The sequence below is a fragment of the Streptomyces sp. NPDC043896 genome, from assembly GCF_056435605.1.
In genome coordinates, this window is sequence record NZ_JBWKEE010000005.1 from 1 (window position 1) to 20,011 (window position 20,011).

A 20,011-nucleotide genomic window follows, 5' to 3' on the forward strand; every position below is an offset into this window, starting at 1 on the left:
TTCTGGCGTTGATTTTTGGCACGCTGTTGAGTTCTCAAGGAACGGACGCTTCCTTCGTACTCACCCTCTCGGGCTTTCCTCCGGGCTTTCGTTCTTGCGATTCAGACTCTATCAGAGTCTTTCTCGCTTGCTTTCCAGGTCCTTCGCTTTCGCGCTTTCCCTTTCCGGCGGTTCCGACTCTATCAGATCCTTTCGGGCCTGACCCCCAGTCAGCGGGGTTTGTCTTCCGGGCTGTTGGGCCCTTCCGACACCTGAACTCTAGCGGATTTCCCCGGCAACCGATAATCGGGCCTTCGGAAATGAATTCGGACATGCCGAATTCGTTCCCTGTGGGATGTCGTGCTGAGTAGGTTGCCGCTACGAGGCGGCGGGATTCGTTGACTCCGGAACCTTCCGGCTCCGGGGCAACTCGGAGAACCTTACGGATCGGCGGAGGGTGTGTCAACCCGGGAGGTCAGGCCCCCGCAGGCCCGTTCCGGAGCCGGTCAGGCCCGGGACTGGAGGTCCTCCACGCGGTCCAGGAGCCGGGTGAGCATGTCTCCCAGCACTCCGCGCTCCGCGGTGGAGAGGTCCTGGAGGAGGTCCTCCTCGAAGACCGTGGCCGCACGCATCGCGTCCAGCCACTTGCTGCGGCCCTCGTCCGTCAGCTCCACGATCACGCGTACGCGGTTGGACTCGTCCCGCTCCCGCGTGACCAGGCCCTCCGCCGTCATGCGGTCGATCCGGTGCGTCATCGCCGCCGGCGTCAGGCCCAGCTGCTTCGCGAGCTCGCTCGGGCCCATGCGGTACGGCGCCCCGGAGATGACGAGGGCCTTGAGGACCTCCCACTCCGCGTTGCTGATGCCCAGGGCCGCGGTCTGGCGGCCGTACGCGACGTTCATACGGCGGTTCAGCCGGCTCAGGGCCGAGACCACCTTCTCGACCTGGGGGTCGAGGTCCTGGAACTCGCGCTGGTAGACGGCGATCTGCTCGTCGAGGCTCGGCTCTTGGGCCGGCGTCGTGCCGTCGGGGGTGTCAGCCATGGTCCGAAGTATCGCATGAACCCGTTGGCGTCTAACTCCTTCGATGTGTAGAGTTAAGGATCGAAGTTTAGGTATGAAGTTCTGAAGTCTTCAGTCTTCGGCTCTCAAGGCAGGTGAGAAGTGACCAAGGTGATGGGCGCTGCGATGCGGCGGATCCAGGCCGGCAACGCGCTGACCGCGTTCGGCATCGGTTTCACGGTTCCGTTCCTCTACATCTACGTGGCGCAGGTGCGGGGTCTGGGTTCCATGGCGGCCACGAGTGCGTTCGTGGCGTTCGCCCTGGGCGCTCTCGTCGCGCTGCCCTTCACCGGCCGGGTGATCGACCGGCGCGGTCCGGTCCCCGTGGTCATGGGTGCCGCCGTCGCCGCGTCCGTCGGTGCGCTCTCGCTCGGTCTGGCCACCGGCATCGTGCCGATCCTGCTGTCCGCTCTGGCGCTGGGTGCCGGGCAGGCCGTGATGCAGCCGGCGCTGGCCACGGTGATCGTGTGGTGCTCGACGCCGTCGACCCGTACGCGGGCCTTCGCGCTGCAGTTCTTCATGCAGAACCTGGGGCTGGGCATCGGCGGCCTCGTCGGCGGCCAGATCGTCGACGAGAGCCGGCCCGCCAGCTTCACCCTGCTGTTCGGCATCGAGGCCGTGATGTTCCTGGTGCTGGCGGTCGTGATCGCCACCGTGCGGATGCCGCACGTACAGAACATCAGCGAGGCGATGGCCAAGGACGCGGCTCCGGCGGGCGGCGGCTGGAAGGCGCTGCTGCGGCACAAGGCGATGGTGCAGCTGTGCGTGCTGGGCTTCGTGCTGTTCTTCGCCTGCTACGGGCAGTTCGAGTCGGGTCTGGCGGCCTTCGGGACCGAGGCCGCGGGGATCTCCCCGTCGACCCTCGGGTTCGCGCTCGCCGCCAACACGGGTGCGATCGTCGTGGCGCAGTTCGTGGTGCTGCGGCTGGTCGAGAAGCGCCGCCGGTCGCGGGTGATCGCGCTGGTCGGGCTGATCTGGACGGTGGCGTGGGTGATCGCCGGGTTCTCGGGGCTGGGGCACGGCAGCGCGGTGATGGCGGCCGCCGCGTTCATCACGACGTACGCGCTCTTCGGCATCGGTGAGGCGATGCTGTCGCCGACGCTGGCGCCGCTGGTGGCCGATCTGGCTCCGGAGGGCTCGGTCGGGCAGTACAACTCGGCTTTCGCCCTGGTGAAGCAGATGGCGCTGGCGCTGGGGCCGCTGGGTGTGCCGCTGGGTGCGGGGATCCCGATGCTCTACATCGGGGTGTTCGTGGTGGTGTCGCTCGGGATCGCGGTGCTGGCGCTGCGGCTGGGCGGGCGGCTGAGCCCGGTGCAGGACAACCCGTCGCTGGTGAGCAGGGTCGTGGCGCAGGGGCCGGCGGTGGCCTCGAAGCCGGCCGGTGCCGTGGAGCGGGCGGAGCGCGTGTCCGCGTAGCGGTCGTGGGTGTGGGTGTGTGTGGGGGAGGGCCTCCGGTGCTTCGGGCCGGGGGCCCTCCCCTTTTGTGCTGCTGCCGGTGCTGCTCGTCCTGCTATTTGTCGTGCTGTTTGTCCGGCAGGGCGAACTCGCACCAGACGGCCTTGCCGCCGCCGGGGGTGCGGCGGGAGCCCCAGGCCGAGGCGATGGTGGCGATGATCGAGATGCCGCGGCCGGTCTCGTCGGCCGGTTCGGCGCGGCGGCGGCGCGGGAGGTGGTCGTCCCCGTCGGTGACCTCGACGATCAGGCGGCGGTCGGTGCGGCGCAGGCGCAGGCGCATGGGCGGGGTGCCGTGCTGGAGGGAGTTCGCGACGAGCTCGCTGGCGGCCAGGACGCCGAGGTCGCAGAGCTCGACGGGGAAGCGCCAGGAGCTGAGGACGCCTTGGGCGAAGGCGCGGGCGCGCGGGGCGGCCTCGACGCCGCCGAGGAGTTCCAGGGCGGCGTTGTGGAAGAGCTCCGCGTCGACTCCGGTACGGGCGGGCTGCTGGAGGACCATGACGGCCACGTCGTCGTCGTGGTCGGCGTCGACCCCGAGGGCGCGCATGAGGCGGTCGCAGATGATCGCGGGGGTGCCCTGGGCTCCGGCGAGGGCGCGTTCGAGGGCGGCGACGCCTTCGTCGATGTCCTCGCCGCGGCGTTCGACGAGGCCGTCGGTGTAGAGGACGGCGGTGGAGCCGGGGCCGAGGGCGATGGTGCCGGAGGAGTGCAGCCAGCCGCCGGTGCCGAGGGGCGGGCCGGTGGGGTCGGCGGCGCGGCGTACGGTGCCGTCTTCGTCGCGGACCAGGATGGGGAGGTGGCCGGCGGAGGCGTAGGCCAGGAGGCCTTCGTTGGGGTCGTGGACGGCGTAGACGCAGGTGGCGATCTGGCTGGCGTCGATCTCGGCGGCGAGGCCGTCGAGGAGCTGGAGGACCTCGTGCGGCGGCAGGTCGAGGCGGGCGTAGGCGCGGACGGCGGTGCGGAGCTGGCCCATGACGGCGGCGGCGCGGACTCCGCGGCCCATGACGTCGCCGATGACGAGGGCGGTGCGGCCGGCTCCGAGGGTGATGACGTCGTACCAGTCGCCGCCGACGGCCGCTTCGGTGCCGCCGGGCTGGTAGGTGGCGGCGATGCGGAGGTCGTCGGGCTGTTCCAGTTCCTGGGGCAGGAGGGAGCGCTGGAGGGTGACGGCGGCCTCGCGCTGGCGGCGCTCGCTGGCGCGCAGCCGCTCGACGGCTTCGGCGTGGTCGGTGACGTCGGCGAGGTGGACCAGGATGCCGGTGTGCTCCGGGTCCGGTTCGCCGTCGGTGGTGGCCTTGGGGAACTCGACGGGGGTGCAGGTGACGGTGTACGAGCTGCCGCCGCCGGGGGCCGTGCGGTTCTTGGCGGTGCGGGGCTTGCCGCTGCGCTGGACCTGGTCGAGGAGGGGCAGCAGGCCGAGTTCGCCGAGTTCGGGCAGGGCGATGTGGGCGGGGGCTCCGGTGGTGCGAGGGCCGAAGCCGGCGGTGTAGGCGTCGTTGACGTAGGCGACGCGGTGCTCGGGGCCGTGGACGAGGGCGACGAGGGCCGGGAGCAGGCCGAGGACTTCCCGTACGGGGAGTTCGTCGAGGGCGGGGGCGGCGGGGAGCGGTGCCGTGCCGGTGCCGTGGACGGTGGTGTCGGCGGGGGTGCCGTCGGTGGGCGCGGCGGGGTGCGCGGCGGCGCCGCGGGCTGCCGGGACGGAGCCCTCACCGCGTTTGGCCTGGGCCGCGGCGTGCTCGTTCCGGGCGGCGGCGCGTCGCGTGCCGGGAAAGCGGGCGCTCCAGCGCGTGAAGTTCACTGCGTTCAAGCCTCGTGGTGTCGCAGGTGGTCGCGGTGTGTCCGCCCGGCGGGTGCCGGGGGGTGCCCCTGTGGTCGGTCGCTGGACGGTGTCGCTGCGGGTGCGGCGCGTCGGTGCCGCTCTCGGTCCTGGTCGGTGGGTCCCGCTCGTGGGTGATCCGGCGGATGGCGCTCCGCGGATGTCACTGTGTGCAGGCGTGAGCCCACCTATGGTCACACGTCCAGTGTGGCCGACGGCACTGACGGCGTCAGCCCTGGTCTTCGCCCGGGGGTTCGGGGGCGGGCTTGGGCGGGTGGGGGCGGGGGCTGCCGCCCGCGGCGAGTTCGAATTCTGCCCTGGGGTGTTCGAGGGATCCGAGGGAGACGATCTCGCGGGTGAAGAGGCCGGCGAGGGTCCATTCGGCGAGGACGCGCATTTTGCGGTTGAAGGTGGGGACGCGGCTGAGGTGGTAGGCGCGGTGCATGAACCAGGCGGGGTAGCCCTTGAGCTTGCGGCCGTAGAGGAGGGCGACGCCCTTGTGCAGGCCGAGGGAGGCCACGGAGCCGGCGTATTTGTGGGCGTACTCGGTGAGGGCTTCGCCGCGCAGGGCGGCGACGAGGTTGTGGGCGAGCTGTCCGGCCTGGCGGACGGCGTGCTGAGCGTTGGGGGCAGTTTCGCGGCCGGGTTCGTCGGCGGTGATGTCGGGGACGGCGGCGGCGTCGCCGGCGGCCCAGGCGTGTTCGACGCCTTCGACGGTGAGGAAGGACGTGCAGACGAGGCGGCCGCGTTCGTTCTTGGGGAGGTCGGTGGCGGCGAGGACGGGGTGGGGTTTGACGCCGGCGGTCCAGACGATGGTGCGGGTGGGGAAGCGGGAGCCGTCGCTGAGGACGGCGACGCGGTTCTCGCAGGATTCGAGGCGGGTCTCGAGGCGGACGTCGATATTGCGGCTGCGCAGTTCGCGGACGGTGTAGACGCCCATTTCGGGGCCGACCTCGGGGAGGATCCGGTCGCTGGCCTCGACCAGCACCCATTTCATGTCCTCGGGTTTGATGTTGTGGTAGTAGCGGGCCGCGTACCGGGCCATGTCCTCCAGTTCGCCGAGTGCCTCGACTCCGGCGAAACCGCCGCCGACGAAGACGAAGGTGAGGGCCGCGTCGCGGATTGCGGGGTCGCGGGTGGAAGAGGCGATGTCCATCTGTTCGATGACGTGGTTGCGCAGGCCGATGGCCTCTTCGACGGTCTTGAATCCGATGCCGTAGTCGGCGAGTCCCGGGATGGGGAGGGTGCGGGAGACGGAGCCGGGGGCGAGGACGAGTTCGTCGTATTCGATCTCGATGCCGCCGGTGCCCTCCTCGGTGGTGGCGAGGGTGGTGACGGTCGCGGTCCGCTTGGCGTGGTCGATGCGCCGGGCCTCGCCGATGACGATGCGGCAGCGGTCCAGGACGCGGCGCAGGGGGATGACGACGTGCCGGGGTGAGATCGCGCCGGCGGCGGCTTCCGGGAGGAAGGGCTGGTACGTCATGTAGGGCTCGGGGGTCACCACGGTGACCTCGGCTTCGCCGGATCTCAGCTTCCGCTGGAGACCCAGGGCCGTGTACATGCCGACGTAGCCGCCGCCGACGACGAGGATGCGCGTGCGGGGCGGGGTACCGGGGTCGTCGCCCCGGGAGTTAGCAGCCTTCACCACCCCATGACGCAACGTGGCCGGGAGTTTGTCCACAGGCCCGGCAAATTGTGTGACCGGTGGGGGTGGTGGGACAGGGCCGTCGGGAGATCCCCATCACTCTGAAAGTCCGCAGGTCAGGGCTTCGGAAGGGGTGATTCCGGGGAGTTGCGGCGGAAAAGTGGGGGTGAATGCTCCGATCGGGCGGTGCTCGGTCGGGGGCTGCCTCTTCTGAATTGACTCTGGCTCAACTATGTTCGTATCTCGTCGAGGATGTAGGACCAGGGCCCTCACGACCGTGGCCCCCCTCGACACGAAGGCGGGGAGTGTCTCCGGGGGGAGACAAGTGAGACAAGTGATTACCGGGGGATACATATGAACATTTCCGATTTCCATGGCTCTGTCACCGCTCTGTCCGCGGAGACCGGCGGACGCGTGATGGCGGGCTCGACCACCCACGGAGTGGGCCGGTCCACGCCGCTGCGCGTCGACGCGCAGCGCAACCTCGAGCACGTCCTGCGTGCGGCCCGCGAGGTCTTCGGCGAGCTGGGCTACGGCGCTCCGATGGAGGACGTGGCACGGCGGGCCCGGGTCGGCGTCGGCACCGTCTACCGGCGGTTCCCGAGCAAGGACGTGCTGGTCCGGCGGATAGCCGAGGAGGAGACCGCCCGGCTCACCGAGCAGGCCAAGTCCGCCCTCGGCCAGGAGGAGGAGCCCTGGCAGGCGCTGTCGCGCTTCCTGCGCACCTCCGTCGCCTCCGGCGCGGGCCGGCTGCTGCCTCCGCAGGTGCTGCGGGTCGGCTCGGCCGCCGAGGACGAGGCGGCCGCCGACGAGGCCGCCGCGCGCGTCCCGCACCAGCGGCAGGCCGCCGCGGGCGGTACCGCGGAGCTGCGCGTCGTGGGTGCTCGCGCTTCGGTCGAGGACGAGCCGTCGGAGGACGCCGGAGCGGGCGCGCTCCTGGAGGTCGTCGGCCGGCTGGTGGACCGGGCGCGGGAGGCCGGTGAGCTGCGCACCGATGTCACCGTGGCCGATGTGCTGCTGGTGATAGCGACCGCCGCGCCCGCGCTGCCCGACCCGGCCCAGCAGGCCGCGGCTTCGGCCCGGCTGCTGGACATCCTGCTGGAGGGGCTGCGCTCCCGCACCGCGTGAGCGGGCGCCCGGGCTGATCCGTCGCCGGTCCGTTGACGTGCCGGCCCCCGCAGGGGTGGGGGCCGGGCCGTCGACGGGGGCGGACGGTCACCGTCGGCCCGGTTGTCGGTCCCGGTCGGGGTCGTCCTGGCCGGCGGGGGCGGACGGTCACCGTCGGCGCGGGCAGCGGGGGCTCAGGTCCGTGGTGTGGTCGTGTGGTCGTGTGGTCGTGTGGCCGTGTGGCCGTGTGGTCAACGGCGGTCCTCGAACGGCAGGTCGCTCGAAGGGGTGAGGAGCAGTACGGCGATTCGCCGGATTGTCCCCGGATGAGTGGATGCCGCGGAGAGGGCTCCAGGGCGCCAGTGCCGTGTGACAGGCTGGATCGGTGTACCGGTTCGAGTGTGTCGTGCGGAGGCTTCCGCGATGAGCGTTGACGGGCGGGACGAGTCCCTCGGTGGGATCGGTGGCACCGGCGCCGAGGCCGGAGCGGGCAGCCTGCCCGCCCGGCAGGTCCCGGCCCAGCGCGAACGCGGCGGCGGCCGGCACGCCGCTTCCCGCCCGTCCGGTGCGGAACTTCCGCCTTCCGACGGGGACTTGATCGCCCGGATGCGCGGCGGCGACGACGGCGCGTACGAGGAGCTGTTCCGCCGGCACGCCGACTCGGTGCGGCGCTACGCGCGGACCTGCTGCCGGGACGACCACACCGCCGACGACCTGACCGCCGAGGTGTTCGCGCGGACGCTGCAGGCGGTACGGGGCGGGGCCGGGCCGGACCAGTCGGTGCGGGCCTACCTGCTGACCACCGTGCGGCGGGTCGCCGCGGCCTGGGCGAAGACCGCCCGGCGGGAGCATCTGGTCGAGGACTTCGCAGTGTTCGCGGAGCAGGCGGCCGTGGGTGCGGAGCGCACCGGCGGGCTGTCCGGGGACGACACCCTGGAACTGGGCGCCGAGGTACGGGCGATGCACGAGGCCGAGCGTTCGCTCGCGATGCAGGCCTTCCGGAGCCTGCCGGAGCGGTGGCAGGCCGTGCTGTGGCACACCACCGTCGAGGAGGCCTCGCCGAGTGCGATCGCGCCGCTGTTCGGGCTGAGCGCCAACGCGACGGCGGTACTGGCCAGCCGGGCCCGGGAGGGCCTGAAGCAGGCGTACCTCCAGGCCCATGTGAGCTCGGCGCTCAGTTCGGGCGGCGACTGCGCCCGGTACGCGGACCGGCTGGGCGCGTACGCCCGGGGCGGGCTGCGCATGCGGGCGGAGCGGGGGCTGCGCAAGCACCTGGAGGAGTGCGCGAAGTGCCGGCTGGCCGCCGGGGAGCTCAAGGACGTCAACGCGGGCATTCCCGCGCTGCTGCCGGTCGCGGTCATCGGGTGGTTCGCCGCCGGGTACGCCGCCAAGGCGGCCGGTGTGGTGGCCGGTGGGGCCGTCGCCGCCGGCGGCGCGGGGGCCGCCGCCGCGGCGGCGGGAGGGTCGTCGGCCGGGGCCGGGGCCGGGGCAGGGGCTGCTGGGGCCGGGGCGGGTGCCGGGGGTACGGGGGCGGCCGGGGGTGCGGGTGCGGGGGCGGGTGGCGGTGCTGGTGGGGCGGTGGTTTCCGAGGGGCTGGGGCTGCCCGCCAAAGCCGCCATCGCCGCCGGGATAGCGGTCGCCGCAGCCGCCGGGGTGGTGTTCGCCCTGGCCGGGGACGAGGCCGAGCCGCAGGCCGGGCCCGCGCCCGGTGTGGTGGCGCCGGTGGCGCCCGAGGTGCCCGCGCCTCCCGCGTCCGCCGCGCCGGAGTCGACGCCGCCCGGGGTTCCGGCTCCGGCCGCCCGCGGGTCGGTGCCGCCCGGGCGGAGCGCGGTGCCGTCCGCGCCCGCGTCGTCGGCTCCGGCTCCGGCGTCCGCGCCGCCGTCGGCTCCGGCGAGCCCGCGGCCGAAGCCCTCCCCCACGCCGACGCCGTCCCCGACGCCGGCCCGGCCCACGACGGCGCCGCCCTCGCCCGCGCCGCAGCCGCCGCAAGGGTTCCCGCTGGCCCGGCTCGGGCACTCCGCGCTCGGCCGGCACACCGGTCCCGAGCTGGAGACGTGGCGCAGCAGCTGGGTGTGGCAGCGGTGGGGGCTGGTGGTCGGAGGTCAGCGGTTCGGGCAGGGGATCACCGTCCACTCCCGCTCCAGCGTGGAGATCGGCCTCAACCGGCAGTGCACCGGCTTCTCGGCGCGGGCCGGGGTGGACGGGCTGTCGCTGCCGGGCGACGGGACGGTGCGGTTCTCCGTCTACGGCGACGGGCAGCGGCTGTGGCGTTCCGGCGCGGTCGGGTACGACGACGCCCCGGTGCCGGTCGAGGTGTCGCTGGCCGGGCGGACGAAGCTGCGGCTGGTCGTGGAGCAGTCCGGGCAGGGGCGGCTGCCGACGCTGGCGAGCTGGGCCGACGCGGTGATCAGCTGCCGCTGACGCCGAGCAGGGCGACGACCTCCGTCGGGGTCAGGCCGCGGCCCTCGGCCTCCGCCCGGGCCTGGCCGGCCGCCCCGAGGGCGGCCAGGGTGCGTTCCGGGAGCCCCTCCAGGGCGGCCTCCTCCGGGACCGAGCGGGGCTGGCCCGCGCGCCAGGCCGTGGCCGCCGCGAGGATTCGTACGCTCTCCTCGGGACGGCCGGCGTCGGCGAGGAACAGGGACGCCGCCTCGGCGAGGCCCGCCAGGACGCGTTCCGCGCAGTGTGCCGTCACCGCCGTGGCGAGGGCCGGTCCGATCCCGGCGAGGCCCGCTTCCGGGCCGTTCTCGCGGGCGTCCAGGACGGTTTCGATCAGGGCCATCCCGGCGGTGAGCTGGGCGGGCACGGTGATCCGTTCGCCCGCGGCGCGGGCGGCGGCGCACTCGGTGCGGGCGAGGGCCAGGTCGCCGCGCCGGAGTGCGAGCGTCGCGGACAGGAACCGGCTGAAGGCGCTCACGTCGTACACCCCGCCCTGCTCGTCGGCCTCTCGCTCGGCCTCCGCGAGCAGCTCCTCGGCGGCGTCGAAGTTCCCCGCGCAGTACTCGGTCTCGGCGATGCGGGCGATCGCGAAGGGCGCCTCGATCCGTGCGCCGACCTCCCGGGCCAGGCGCAGGCACTCCTCGTAGGCGGCGCGGGCGGTGGCGTACTGGCCGCGCGAGAGGGCGGCCTCCCCGGCTGCGCTGGCCACCTGGGCGCGGATCCAGCGGTCGCCTACGCGGTGGGCGATCGCGTCGAGTTCGGCGAGGTCCGCGTCCACGGTGCCGAGGCCGCCGGTCATGTCGATGGCGAAGTGGGTGCGCATCAGCAGGGGAATGGCGGTTTCCCAGTCCCCCGCGTGGCGGCGGCAGTTGGCGATCGACTCGTCGATGCTCTCGTGGAAGTGCTCGACGTCGCCGGTGAGGAAGCAGATCGCGGGCCAGAGCATGCCGGGGAAGCGGGTGGTTTCCGGGGAGCCGTGGCGGAAGGCCTCCTTGACGCGGGCGGCCTGCACGCGGTGTTCGGGCGTGCGGAAGCGGTCCGCGCCGGCGCTCTCGGCGAGCAGGAACATGTGGAGCATGCGCAGCCGCATGTGGGGCCAGTACTCCGGGGAGCCCTCGGGCGGTTCGACGGGGGTCCGGGCGAGGATCCGGGCGGTCCAGTCGGCGCCCTCGGCGCGGTAGTCGCGCAGCCACAGGAACCAGCCGATGCCGGCCAGCATGCGTTGGGCGATCCCGGTGCCGGCGGCGCCCGCCTCGCCCTCGACGACGGTGTGGAGTGCGGAGCGCAGGTTGTCGATCTCGGTCTCGAAGCGGCGGATCCAGGGGAGCTGGTCCGCGGAGCGCAGCAGCGGCTCGGCCCGTTCGGTCAGGGCGAGGTAGTGCTCGGCGTGCCGGAGGGCGGTGGCACGGGCGTCGGCGGGGTCCTCGGCGAGGCGTTCGGCGGCGTACTCGTGGATGGTCTCCAGGAGCCGGTAGCGCATGCCGTCGGGGTCGGGCTCGGCGACGACGAGGGACTTGTCGACGAGGGTCGCCATGGTGCCGGCTACGTCGGTGGGGTCCGCGATGTCCGTGATGTCAGCGGTGGCGGCGTCCGCGCAGACGGCTTCGGCGGCGTCCAGGTCGCAGCCGCCGGCGAAGACGGACAGGCGGGCGAGGACGGTCCGCTCGGCGGCGTCGAGGAGGTCCCAGGACCAGTCGACGACGGCGCGCAGGGTCTGCTGGCGCGGCAGCAGCGTGCGGGCGCCGCCGGTCAGCAGGCGGAACCGGTCGTCGAGCCGGTCGGCGATCTGGCGCGGGGTGAGCAGGCGCAGCCGGGCGGCGGCCAGTTCGATGGCGAGCGGCAGCCCGTCGAGGCGGGCGCAGATCTCGGTGACGGCGGCCGGGTCGTCGCCGGGGTCGAAGCCGGGGCGGGCGGCGGCGGCCCGGTCGGCGAACAGCCGGTGTGCGGGGCCGGGCGGCAGCGGGTCGAGGGGGCGCAGGAACTCGCCCGGCACGCCGAGGGGTTCGCGGCTGGTGGCGAGGATCCGCACGCCGGGGCAGTGGGTGAGGAGCCGCTCGGCGAGTTCGGCGGCGGCGACGATGACGTGCTCGCAGTTGTCCAGGACGAGGAGCAGCCGGCGGTGTGCGCAGTGCTCGACGAGGAGGGCGGTGGGGTCGTCGTCGGCGGCGGCCTTCTCGCGGGCGACGAGGCTGTTCTCGCGCAGGCCGAGCGCGCTGAGGACGGCGCCGGGTACGGCGGCGGGGTGGTCGAGGCGGGCGAGTTCGACGAGCCAGCCGGAGTCGGGCCGGGCGGCGGCCGCGTGCTCGGCGAGACGGGTCTTGCCGGAGCCGCCGGGGCCGGTGAGGGTGACGAGGCGTACGCGGTCCAGGTCGTCGGCGAGGGCGGCGAGTTCGGGCTCGCGGCCGACGAAGGAGGTCAGGCGGGGGCGGATGTTGCCGCGGGGCTGCGGGGGCGGGCTCTGGAGCAGCTCGTGGTGCAGGGCGCGCAGCTCGGGGCCGGGATCGGTGCCGAGGCCTTCGGCGAGGTCGCGGCGGGTGCGCTCGTAGGCGGCGAGCGCGTCGGCGGGGCGGCCCGCGGCGCGCAGGGCGCGGAGCTGCTGGGCGCGTAGTGGTTCGTCGTACGGATGCTCCTGGATCAGCGCCTCGATCTCGGGCAGGAGTTCGGCGGGAGCGGTGGCGCCGCTGCGCAGGTCCGCCTCGATGCGGTCCCGCTCGGCGCCGGAGCGGCGGGCCTCGCAGGCGGCGGCGTGCGCGGTGCGGGCGGGCTCGGGGAGGTCGGCGAGGGCGGGGCCGCGCCACAGGGCGAGGGCGGCCCGGAGGGTGGTGGCGGCGGTGGCGGGGTCGGTGGCCAGCTGCTCGGCGCCGAGGGCCGCGAGGCGGGTGAAGCGGTGGAGGTCGACGTCGTCGCGGGCGGCGGTGAGGCGGTAGCCGCCGGCGGGGTCGGTGGTCAGCCGCCCGGCGCCGAGGGTGCGGCGGAGGCGGGCGACGAGGGCCTGGAGGGCGGCGGGGGCGTCCTGCGGCGGGGCGTCGCCCCAGACCTCGTCGACGAGGTCGGTGACGGACGCGGGTGTGGGGGTGCCGGCGCGGAGGGCGAGGGCGGTGAGGAGGGCGCGGAGGCGGGGCCCGCCGGGGGTGAGGGAGGCGCCGGTGTCGTCATGAGCCCTGGTGGGGCCGAGGATCTGGTAGCGCACCGGGTCATTCTGCCGTGCCCCTGCCGGGGGTGGGTGCGGGTTTTCGGCGCGGCGGGGCGCGGCGCGGGCGGGGGCGGGCGCGGGGCACGGGCGGGGGTGGCTGCGGGTTTCCGCGCGGCACGGGGCACGGGCGCGACACGGGGCACGGGCGCGACACGGGGCACGCGGCACGCGGCACGGGCGGGGGTGGGGGCGGTTGCGGTGGGGCACACGGTCGGGGGCGGGCGCGGCACCGGCGTGGGGGCCCCGGCGGGGGCGGGCGCGGCACGGGCGGCACCGGCACCAGCGGGCGCGGCACGGGCGGCACCGGCACCAGCGGGGGTGGCCGCGGCGGGGCCGCTGCGCGGGGCGGGGTCCCCGGCCCACCCTTCGCCCGTTCCCCGGGGCGTTTCCCCGGACCCCCTCCCGGCGGGCTCCGCCCCGCCCCCGGCCCCCGCGCCTCGAACGCCGGCCGAGGCCGGAACCCGCCGGACGGCGGCGCGGGTCAGCGGGCTGCCGGGAGGGGTGGCGGGGTCAGGCGCGGGAGGGCGGTGTCCAGGGCCGGGACGGCGCGGCGGCGGGGTGTGGAGGTGCCGGTCCAGCAGGTGCCCCGGCGGGACAGCAGCCGCCGCAGCCACAGCTCCATCGAGACGAGTTCCGCCAGCCCGTCGAGCGGCACCGGCCGCCCCTCCGCCGCGTCGGTCAGGGCCCGCTGCACCACCCGGGCGTCGACCAGCCCGGCGTCCGCGAGGAGCGGCGCCGTGAAGAGGGCCAGCAGGGAGCCGAGGGCGGCCCGCAGCCCCAGGCGGGTGGCGGTCTCGTTCGGGGTGTGTTCGGTGGCGCCCCAGCCGGGCGGGAGTTCGCGCACCCCGGCGGAGGCCAGGACGCAGCGCAGGATCTCGGCGCGGGCCCCGGGCTGCACGCGCAGGGACTCCGGCAGGGCGCGCGCGGCCCGTACGACCTGGTTGTCGAGGAACGGCGCGTGCAGGCGCTGGCTGCGTACCTCGACGGCCTGCTCGAAGACCCGGTGGTCGGCGGCGTGACGGGCGAGCAGCGCGCGGGCGCGGGCCTCGCCGGGGCGCAGGGAGAGCGGGGGACGTCCGGCGGCGGCCCGCAGCCGGATCGATACTTCGGCGAGGGCTTCGCCGGTGAGCCAGCCGGCGGCGGGGCCGGGCCGGGACCAGGTGAGGGCCGCCAGCGAGGCGTCGACCGGCCCCGACGCGGCCGTGACGGCGCCGCCCTCGCGGAGCCGGGCGGCGGCGGCCTCCATGCCCGCGCGGTACGGCGTACGGGCGAGGCGGCGGGCGGCCGAGTAGACGGAGAACGGGACGAGCAGCGGGTCGGCGGGCGCGGAGCGGGCGAGGGCGGCGACGGGGCGCAGCAGGTGGCGGCGTCTGCGGTCGAGCAGGAGGTCGGCCATGCGGGCGGGGTGCGCGTCGAGGACGCGGCGGGCCCCGTGGCCGGTGAAGTGGTCGGCGGAGCCGGCTGCGAGCCGGCGCCGTTCGCGGGCGGCGGAGACGAGGGAGGGGCCGGGTTCGTCGGTGAGGGGGCCGTCGAGTTCCGCGTACGGGAGGGCTTCCTCGGCGGCGGCGACGACGACGTGGTGCAGCCGGGGGTCGGCGGCGAGGGCGTGGGCGCGTTCGAGTTCGCCCTCGCGGCCCTGCGGGGTGGCGAGGTCGTTGAAGGTGACGGCGAGGAGCCGTGAGCCGGAGCCCTGGAGGGTGCCGGGTGCGCCGGGCAGGCCTGCGGCGAGGAGGGCCAGCGTCGCGGAGGCGGTGCCGCCGGAGAGGTCGGCCCCGACGCCGGGGGCGGGGGCGCCGCGGGCGGCGCGCCGGTCGGCGGGGCCCATGCCGGGGACGGGTCCGGGGTCGGGAACCAGCGCCTCGGGAGCATGCCGCGGTGCCGTGAGCCGGGCGCGCACCGCGGCGGTCAACGCTTCCCGTACGCCCTCCACCGCCCGGTCGGGATCGGCTTCGGGGGCGGCGACGGCGAGGGAGGCGACGGGTTCGTAGCCGGTGATCTCGCGGGAGCCCTCGCGCAGGATCAGGGTGTGGCCGGGCGGGATGCGCCGGACGCCGGCGTACGGGGTGCCGTCGCCCAGTGCCTCGGGGCTGTCGGGGCAGGCGAGGAGGGCGGCGAGGTGGCCGACGTCGAGCTGCGCCTCGATGAGGTCGGCGAGGGGGAGGGCGGCGGTGGCGTAGGCGGTTCCGCCGGCCCAGGGGGTGTAGAAGACGGGCCGGGCGCCGGCGAGGTCGCCGAGGACGGTGATGCGGCGTCCGGCCTGGACGACGGCGGTGTAGCTGCCGGGCCACTCGGTGAGGTGGCGCAGGGCGCCGCCGCGGGCGGCGTAGAGGGCGCGGCGGAGTTCGGCGTCGGTGGCGCCGCAGCAGCCGAGGACGGCGAGCCGGGTGAAGGGGTCGGCGGGGTCGGCGGTGACGGTGCGGATCTCGTCGGGTCGCCAGTCTCCGACGGCCCAGAGGGGGTCGGGGTCTCCCCACAGCAGCTGGGCGCCGACGGGGTGGACGGTGCGTTCGGCGTCCTGGGCGGCGGGGTCGTCGGCGTGGGCGGCGTCGGCGATGCCGCCGTGCTGCGGGGGCCGGGTGTGGGGCGGGCGGCCGTACGAGGGGCCGTGACCGGCGTCGGCGGGCCCGGACGGGACCCGTCCGGCCGTGCCGAAGCTCGCGGCGATACTGCTCCACCCGACCAACCAGCGCACCGCCGCCTCCCCCAGCCCGTGGGCAAATGACCGGGGCAACGTTCGGCCGGGACGGCACGGACAACGTGCGTCGGCGTGCGTCGGCGCTCGGAGGGCGCGGCCGGCGGGACCCCGGGTGGCTCGGGGTCCATGCTGCCACGAGAAGGGCGTGCGAGAGGGGCTTCGGGGGGCGCACATGTAAACGAACACGCCCCGGCCACGCGGTATTTGGCGTTCCGTTCCCACCGCCCCATAGGTCGGTTTCGGCCATTCTTCGGCCGTACTGAGGGCCCCTGCGCACCCTCGCGCGGGGGGCCGGCACGGCCGCGGGGGCGCGGTCCGGGAGGCGTCTCCCACCTCCCGGACCGTTCCGCCACCCGCGGGGATTGAGGCAGCGGCATCCCCCGGCCCACCGGTTCCACGCGGCGGGCCGACCCACGCACCGCACATCGAATCGCCGGGCCCCGGGACCGGCCAGAGCGCACGGCCGGGCGCACGGCCACACGGCCGGAGCACGAGCTGACACGTGCGCCCGGGGCACAACCCCCGCGCCGACTGTGCATACGGACAACAATCCCGCCATACGGAAGTCGGGGCCTTAACGCTTGGGAGGCGGGGAACTACGCTGGGTTTACGAAATGCCGGGCGCCTATGCCCCGGCGGCGTCTGCGTTCCGCGTGTGACGAGGGGTGGCGCATGTCCAGGGAGCTCCGCGAGCCCAATGAGAAGCTCGGCGCCGTCCTCGCCCTCGCGGGCATCAGCAACGCCGGGCTGGCCCGGCGGGTCAACGACCTCGGCGCCCAGCGCGGCCTGACGCTGCGGTACGACAAGACGTCGGTCGCGCGGTGGGTGTCGAAGGGGATGGTGCCGCAGGGCGCGGCCCCGCACCTGATCGCCGCCGCCATCGGGGCGAAGCTGGGGCGGCCTGTGCCGCTGCACGAGATCGGGCTGGCGGACGCGGACCCCGCGCCGGAGGTCGGGCTGGCCTTCCCGCGCGACATCGGGGCGGCGGTGCGCTCGGCGACCGACCTCTACCGGCTGGACCTCGCCGGGCGGCGGGGCGGTGGCGGGATCTGGCAGTCGCTCGCCGGTTCCTTCTCGGTGTCGGCGTACGCGACGCCCGCGTCGCGGTGGCTGATATCTCCGGCCGACAGCTCGGTGGCCCGCGAACCGGCATCCGCCCGCGAACCGGCCCCCGCCGGTGATCCGGGCACCGCCTCCGAGAGCCCCGCGCCGGCTCCCGTACGGGCTTCCGCCCCCGCCGCCCCGCCGCGGCGGACGCCTGAAAGCCCCGCGCAGGGCGTTGTGCCCGCGCAGTCCGGGCCCGAAACCGCGCCGCCGGCCGCCGCTGCCGCCGCCGTGCGGCCCGTACCGGACGCCTCCCCGCAGCGGGTGGGCCACAGCGACGTGACGAAGCTGCGCGAGGCCGCCGAGGACGCCCGCCGCTGGGACTCCAAGTACGGGGGCGGGGACTGGCGTTCGTCGATGGTGCCGGAGTGCCTGCGGGTGGACGCGGCGCCGCTGCTGCTCGGCTCCTACACCGACGAGGTGGGCCGGGCGCTCTTCGGGGCGACCGCCGAACTGACGCGGCTGGCCGGGTGGATGGCCTTCGACACCGGTCAGCAGGAGGCCGCGCAGCGCTACTACATCCAGGCGCTGCGGCTGGCCCGGGCGGCGGCGGACGTGCCGCTCGGCGGGTACGTACTGGCCTCGATGTCGCTCCAGGCGACGTACCGGGACTTCCCCGACGAGGGCGTGGACCTCGCCCAGGCCGCCGTCGAACGCAACCGCGGCCTCGCCACCGCCCGCACGATGAGCTTCTTCCGCCTGGTCGAGGCCCGGGCCCACGCGAAGGCGGGCGATTCGGCGGCCGCCGGGGCGGCACTGCGGGCCTCCGAGGGCTGGCTGGAGCGCTCCCGCGAGGGCGATCCCGACCCGACCTGGCTGGGTTTCTACTCGTACGACCGTTTCGCGGCGGATGCGGCGGAATGCTACCGGGACCTCAAACTGCCCCGCCAGGTCCGCCGCTTCACCGAGCAGGCGCTGTCCCGCCCCACGGAGGAGTACGTGCGGTCGCACGGGCTGCGGCTGGTGGTGAGCGCGGTCGCCGAGCTGGAGTCGGGCAACCTCGACGCGGCCTGCGCGGCCGGCACCCGGGCCGTGGAGGTGGCGGGCCGGATCTCCTCGGCGCGGACGACCGAGTACGTACGGGACCTGCTGCACCGGCTGGAGCCGTACGGCGACGAACCGCGAGTCGCGGAGCTCCGCGAGCGCGCCCGCCCGCTGCTGGTGGCACCCGCGTAGCCCCGTTGTCGGTGGCGGGGTGCAGTATGCAGGGGTGGGAGGTGTCAGCGTGGACTGCGACGTGCTGGTGATCGGTGGCGGGATCGTCGGCTTGTCGACCGCCCATGCCCTGTCACGGCTGGCTCCGGGCACCCGGGTGACGGTGCTGGAGAAGGAGTCCGGTCCGGCCCGGCACCAGACGGGCCGCAACAGCGGGGTGATCCACAGCGGCATCTACTACCGCCCCGGCTCCCTCAAGGCCCGCTTCGCGGTGCGCGGAGCCGCCGAGATGGTCAAATTCTGCGCCGAGCACGACATCCCCCACGAGGTGACGGGCAAGCTGATCGTCGCCACCGACCGCTCCGAGCTGCCCCGCCTGCACGCCCTCGTCCAGCGCGGCAGGGAGAACGGCATCCCGGTGCGCGAGCTGGGGCCGGCCCAGATCACGGAGTACGAGCCGCACGTGCGGGGCCTCGCCGCGATCCACGTGGGCACCACCGGGATCGTGGACTACGGCCGGGTCGCGGCGCAGCTCGCCGAGTCCTCCGGCGCGGAGATCGTGTACGGCGCGCGGGCCGGCCTGATCTCCCGCCGCCCCTCGGCGGTGGCGGTCCGCACCACCTCGGGCCGGGTGTTCCGCGCGCGGGTCCTGGTGAACTGCGCGGGCCTCCAGTGCGACCGGGTCGCCCGCCTGGCCGGCGACGACCCGGGCATGCGGATCATCCCCTTCCGGGGTGAGTACCACGACCTGGCCCGCCCGGAGCTGGTCCGGGGCCTGGTCTACCCGGTGCCGGACCCGGCGTTCCCCTTCCTCGGCGTCCACCTCACCAGGGGCATCGGCGGCGGCGTCCACGTCGGGCCGAACGCCGTGCCCGCGCTGGCCCGCGAGGGCTACGGCTGGGGCACGGTGCGGCCGCGGGACCTCGCCACCGAGCTGGCCTGGCCGGGATCCTGGCGGATGGCCGCGCGGCACTGGCGGTACGGGGCCGGGGAGATCCACCGCTCGCTGTCGAAGGCGGCCTTCACGGAGGCGGTACGCCGTCTGCTGCCGGAGGTGACGGAGGCGGACCTCACCCCCGCGGCGGCGGGGGTGCGGGCGCAGGCGGTACTGCGGGACGGGACGCTGGTCGACGACTTCCTCATCCGCGAGGCACCGCGGACGGTGCACGTCCTCAACGCCCCGTCGCCCGCGGCGACCGCGTCGCTGCCGATCGGCCGCGAAATCGCCACCCGAGCCCTCCGCCACCTGAGGAACGCCCCTCTCTGACGCGCCGCCGCCTTCTCGACGCGCCGCCGCCCCCGGACTCCGTCCGGCGGGCCCGGGCCGGGCCCGGTGGGTCGTGTGCGGGTGGTCGGCCGCTGCGCGGGCTGCTCCCCGCCCCCGGACCCGGCAAGGCACCCTCCCCCGGACCCGCACGGCGTCACCCCACCCGCCGGCCCGGCAGGGCACCGCGCCCCCGGCCCGGCCGGGCGGCGGCGGCGTAGAATCTGCGCATTGTGTCTGAGCCCCTGAACCCCCAGCCCAGCCTCCCCGACTCCCCGCCGGAGGCCTACTCGCCGCCCAAGTGGCGCACCGAGCCGCGCTTCCCCGACGGCCCCGCGCCCGACCCCGCCGGGTCGCACCACGAGCGCCGGATCCGCAGCTTCCAGCCGCGTCGCAGCCGGGTCACCACCGGTCAGGGCGAGGCGCTGAAGCGACTGTGGGGTACCTGGGGCCTCGACATCGACGGCCGCGAGGTCATCGATCTGGAGAAGCTGTTCGACGGCCTCCCCGTCGTCCTGGAGATCGGCTTCGGCATGGGCGAGGCGACCGCCCAGATGGCCGCCGCCGACCCCGCCACCGGCATCCTCGCCGCCGACGTGCACACCCCCGGCCAGGGCAACCTCCTCGCCCTCGCCGAGCGCAACGGCCTCCGCAACGTCCGCGTGGCGAACGGCGACGCGATCATCCTGCTCCGCGAGATGCTCCCGCCCGCCTCCCTCGCCGGTATGCGCGTCTACTTCCCGGACCCGTGGCCCAAGGCCCGCCACCACAAGCGCCGCCTGATCCAGCCCGAGTTCCTCGACCTGGCCGCCACCCGCCTGGCGCCCGGGGCCGTGCTGCACTGTGCGACGGACTGGGAGGACTACGCCGAGCAGATGCTCGAAGTCCTCACCGCGCACCCGGACTTCGAGAACACCCAGGCCGACGGCGGCTACGCGCCCCGGCCCGAGTTCCGGCCGCTCACGCGCTTCGAGGGCCAGGGCCTGGACAAGGGGCACGTGGTCCACGACCTGCTCTTCGCCCGGCGTGCCGTGCGGGCGGCCGGGACGGCAGTCGAACCTGACTCCAAGAACTGACAAACGTCACTCCGAGTGTCCGACCCGC

At 75.0% G+C, this 20,011-nt stretch carries 11 protein-coding genes; 6 read left to right on the forward strand and 5 right to left on the reverse strand.

Translation table 11 applies throughout. The features are described 5' to 3' along the window. Window positions 1-485: 485 nt before the first annotated feature. Complete coding sequence (locus AC069X_RS08260; protein ID WP_478726388.1) at window positions 486-1,022, reverse strand: MarR family winged helix-turn-helix transcriptional regulator; 537 nt, start codon at window positions 1,020-1,022, stop codon at window positions 486-488. Between the two features lie 132 nt (window positions 1,023-1,154). Between AC069X_RS08260 and AC069X_RS08265 the strand changes: the two genes are divergently transcribed. After that, complete coding sequence (locus AC069X_RS08265; protein WP_478726992.1) at window positions 1,155-2,456, forward strand: MFS transporter; 1,302 nt, start codon at window positions 1,155-1,157, stop codon at window positions 2,454-2,456. 94 nt (window positions 2,457-2,550) lie between these two features. On the opposite strand, the gene AC069X_RS08270 is transcribed toward AC069X_RS08265, so the two are convergent. Then, entirely contained in the window at window positions 2,551-4,290 is a 1,740-nt protein-coding gene (locus AC069X_RS08270) for an ATP-binding SpoIIE family protein phosphatase (RefSeq protein WP_478726994.1), read from the reverse strand. Window positions 4,291-4,537: 247 nt separating this feature from the next. Then, window positions 4,538-5,956, reverse strand: a complete 1,419-nt coding sequence (locus AC069X_RS08275; RefSeq protein ID WP_478726390.1) for an NAD(P)/FAD-dependent oxidoreductase — start codon at window positions 5,954-5,956, stop codon at window positions 4,538-4,540. Between the two features lie 351 nt (window positions 5,957-6,307). On the opposite strand from AC069X_RS08275, the gene AC069X_RS08280 reads away from it, so the two are divergent. After that, entirely contained in the window at window positions 6,308-7,081 is a 774-nt protein-coding gene (locus tag AC069X_RS08280) for a TetR/AcrR family transcriptional regulator (protein WP_478726392.1), read from the forward strand. Window positions 7,082-7,483: 402 nt separating this feature from the next. Beyond that, window positions 7,484-9,481, forward strand: a complete 1,998-nt coding sequence (locus AC069X_RS08285; RefSeq protein ID WP_478726393.1) for a sigma-70 family RNA polymerase sigma factor — start codon at window positions 7,484-7,486, stop codon at window positions 9,479-9,481. Here AC069X_RS08285 and AC069X_RS08290 read toward each other — a convergent pair. Both AC069X_RS08290 and AC069X_RS08295 read right to left on the reverse strand, forming a co-directional pair. Further along, the gene (locus AC069X_RS08290; protein WP_478726395.1) at window positions 9,468-12,686 is read right to left on the reverse strand and encodes a BTAD domain-containing putative transcriptional regulator; all 3,219 of its coding nucleotides are present in this window, start codon (window positions 12,684-12,686) and stop codon (window positions 9,468-9,470) included. The two genes, AC069X_RS08285 and AC069X_RS08290, sit on opposite strands and share 14 nt — an antisense overlap. 484 nt (window positions 12,687-13,170) lie before the next feature. Continuing rightward, a complete protein-coding gene (locus AC069X_RS08295) occupies window positions 13,171-15,381 on the reverse strand; it encodes an asparagine synthase-related protein (RefSeq protein ID WP_478726397.1) in 2,211 nt (736 codons plus the stop codon). A gap of 675 nt (window positions 15,382-16,056) precedes the next feature. Here AC069X_RS08295 and AC069X_RS08300 point away from each other — a divergent pair. The 3 genes from AC069X_RS08300 to trmB all read left to right on the forward strand — a co-directional run bounded on the left by AC069X_RS08300 (window position 16,057) and on the right by trmB (window position 19,983). Next, window positions 16,057-17,664 (forward strand): sporulation protein, encoded by a 1,608-nt coding sequence (locus AC069X_RS08300; protein ID WP_478726399.1) that lies wholly within the window; start codon window positions 16,057-16,059, stop codon window positions 17,662-17,664. 19 nt (window positions 17,665-17,683) lie between these two features. Further along, window positions 17,684-18,910, forward strand: coding sequence for an L-2-hydroxyglutarate oxidase (gene lhgO, locus AC069X_RS08305; protein WP_478726401.1), 1,227 nt, complete (start codon window positions 17,684-17,686; stop codon window positions 18,908-18,910). Between the two features lie 242 nt (window positions 18,911-19,152). Continuing rightward, a complete protein-coding gene (trmB, locus tag AC069X_RS08310) occupies window positions 19,153-19,983 on the forward strand; it encodes a tRNA (guanosine(46)-N7)-methyltransferase TrmB (protein WP_478726996.1) in 831 nt (276 codons plus the stop codon). Window positions 19,984-20,011: the final 28 nt, after the last annotated feature.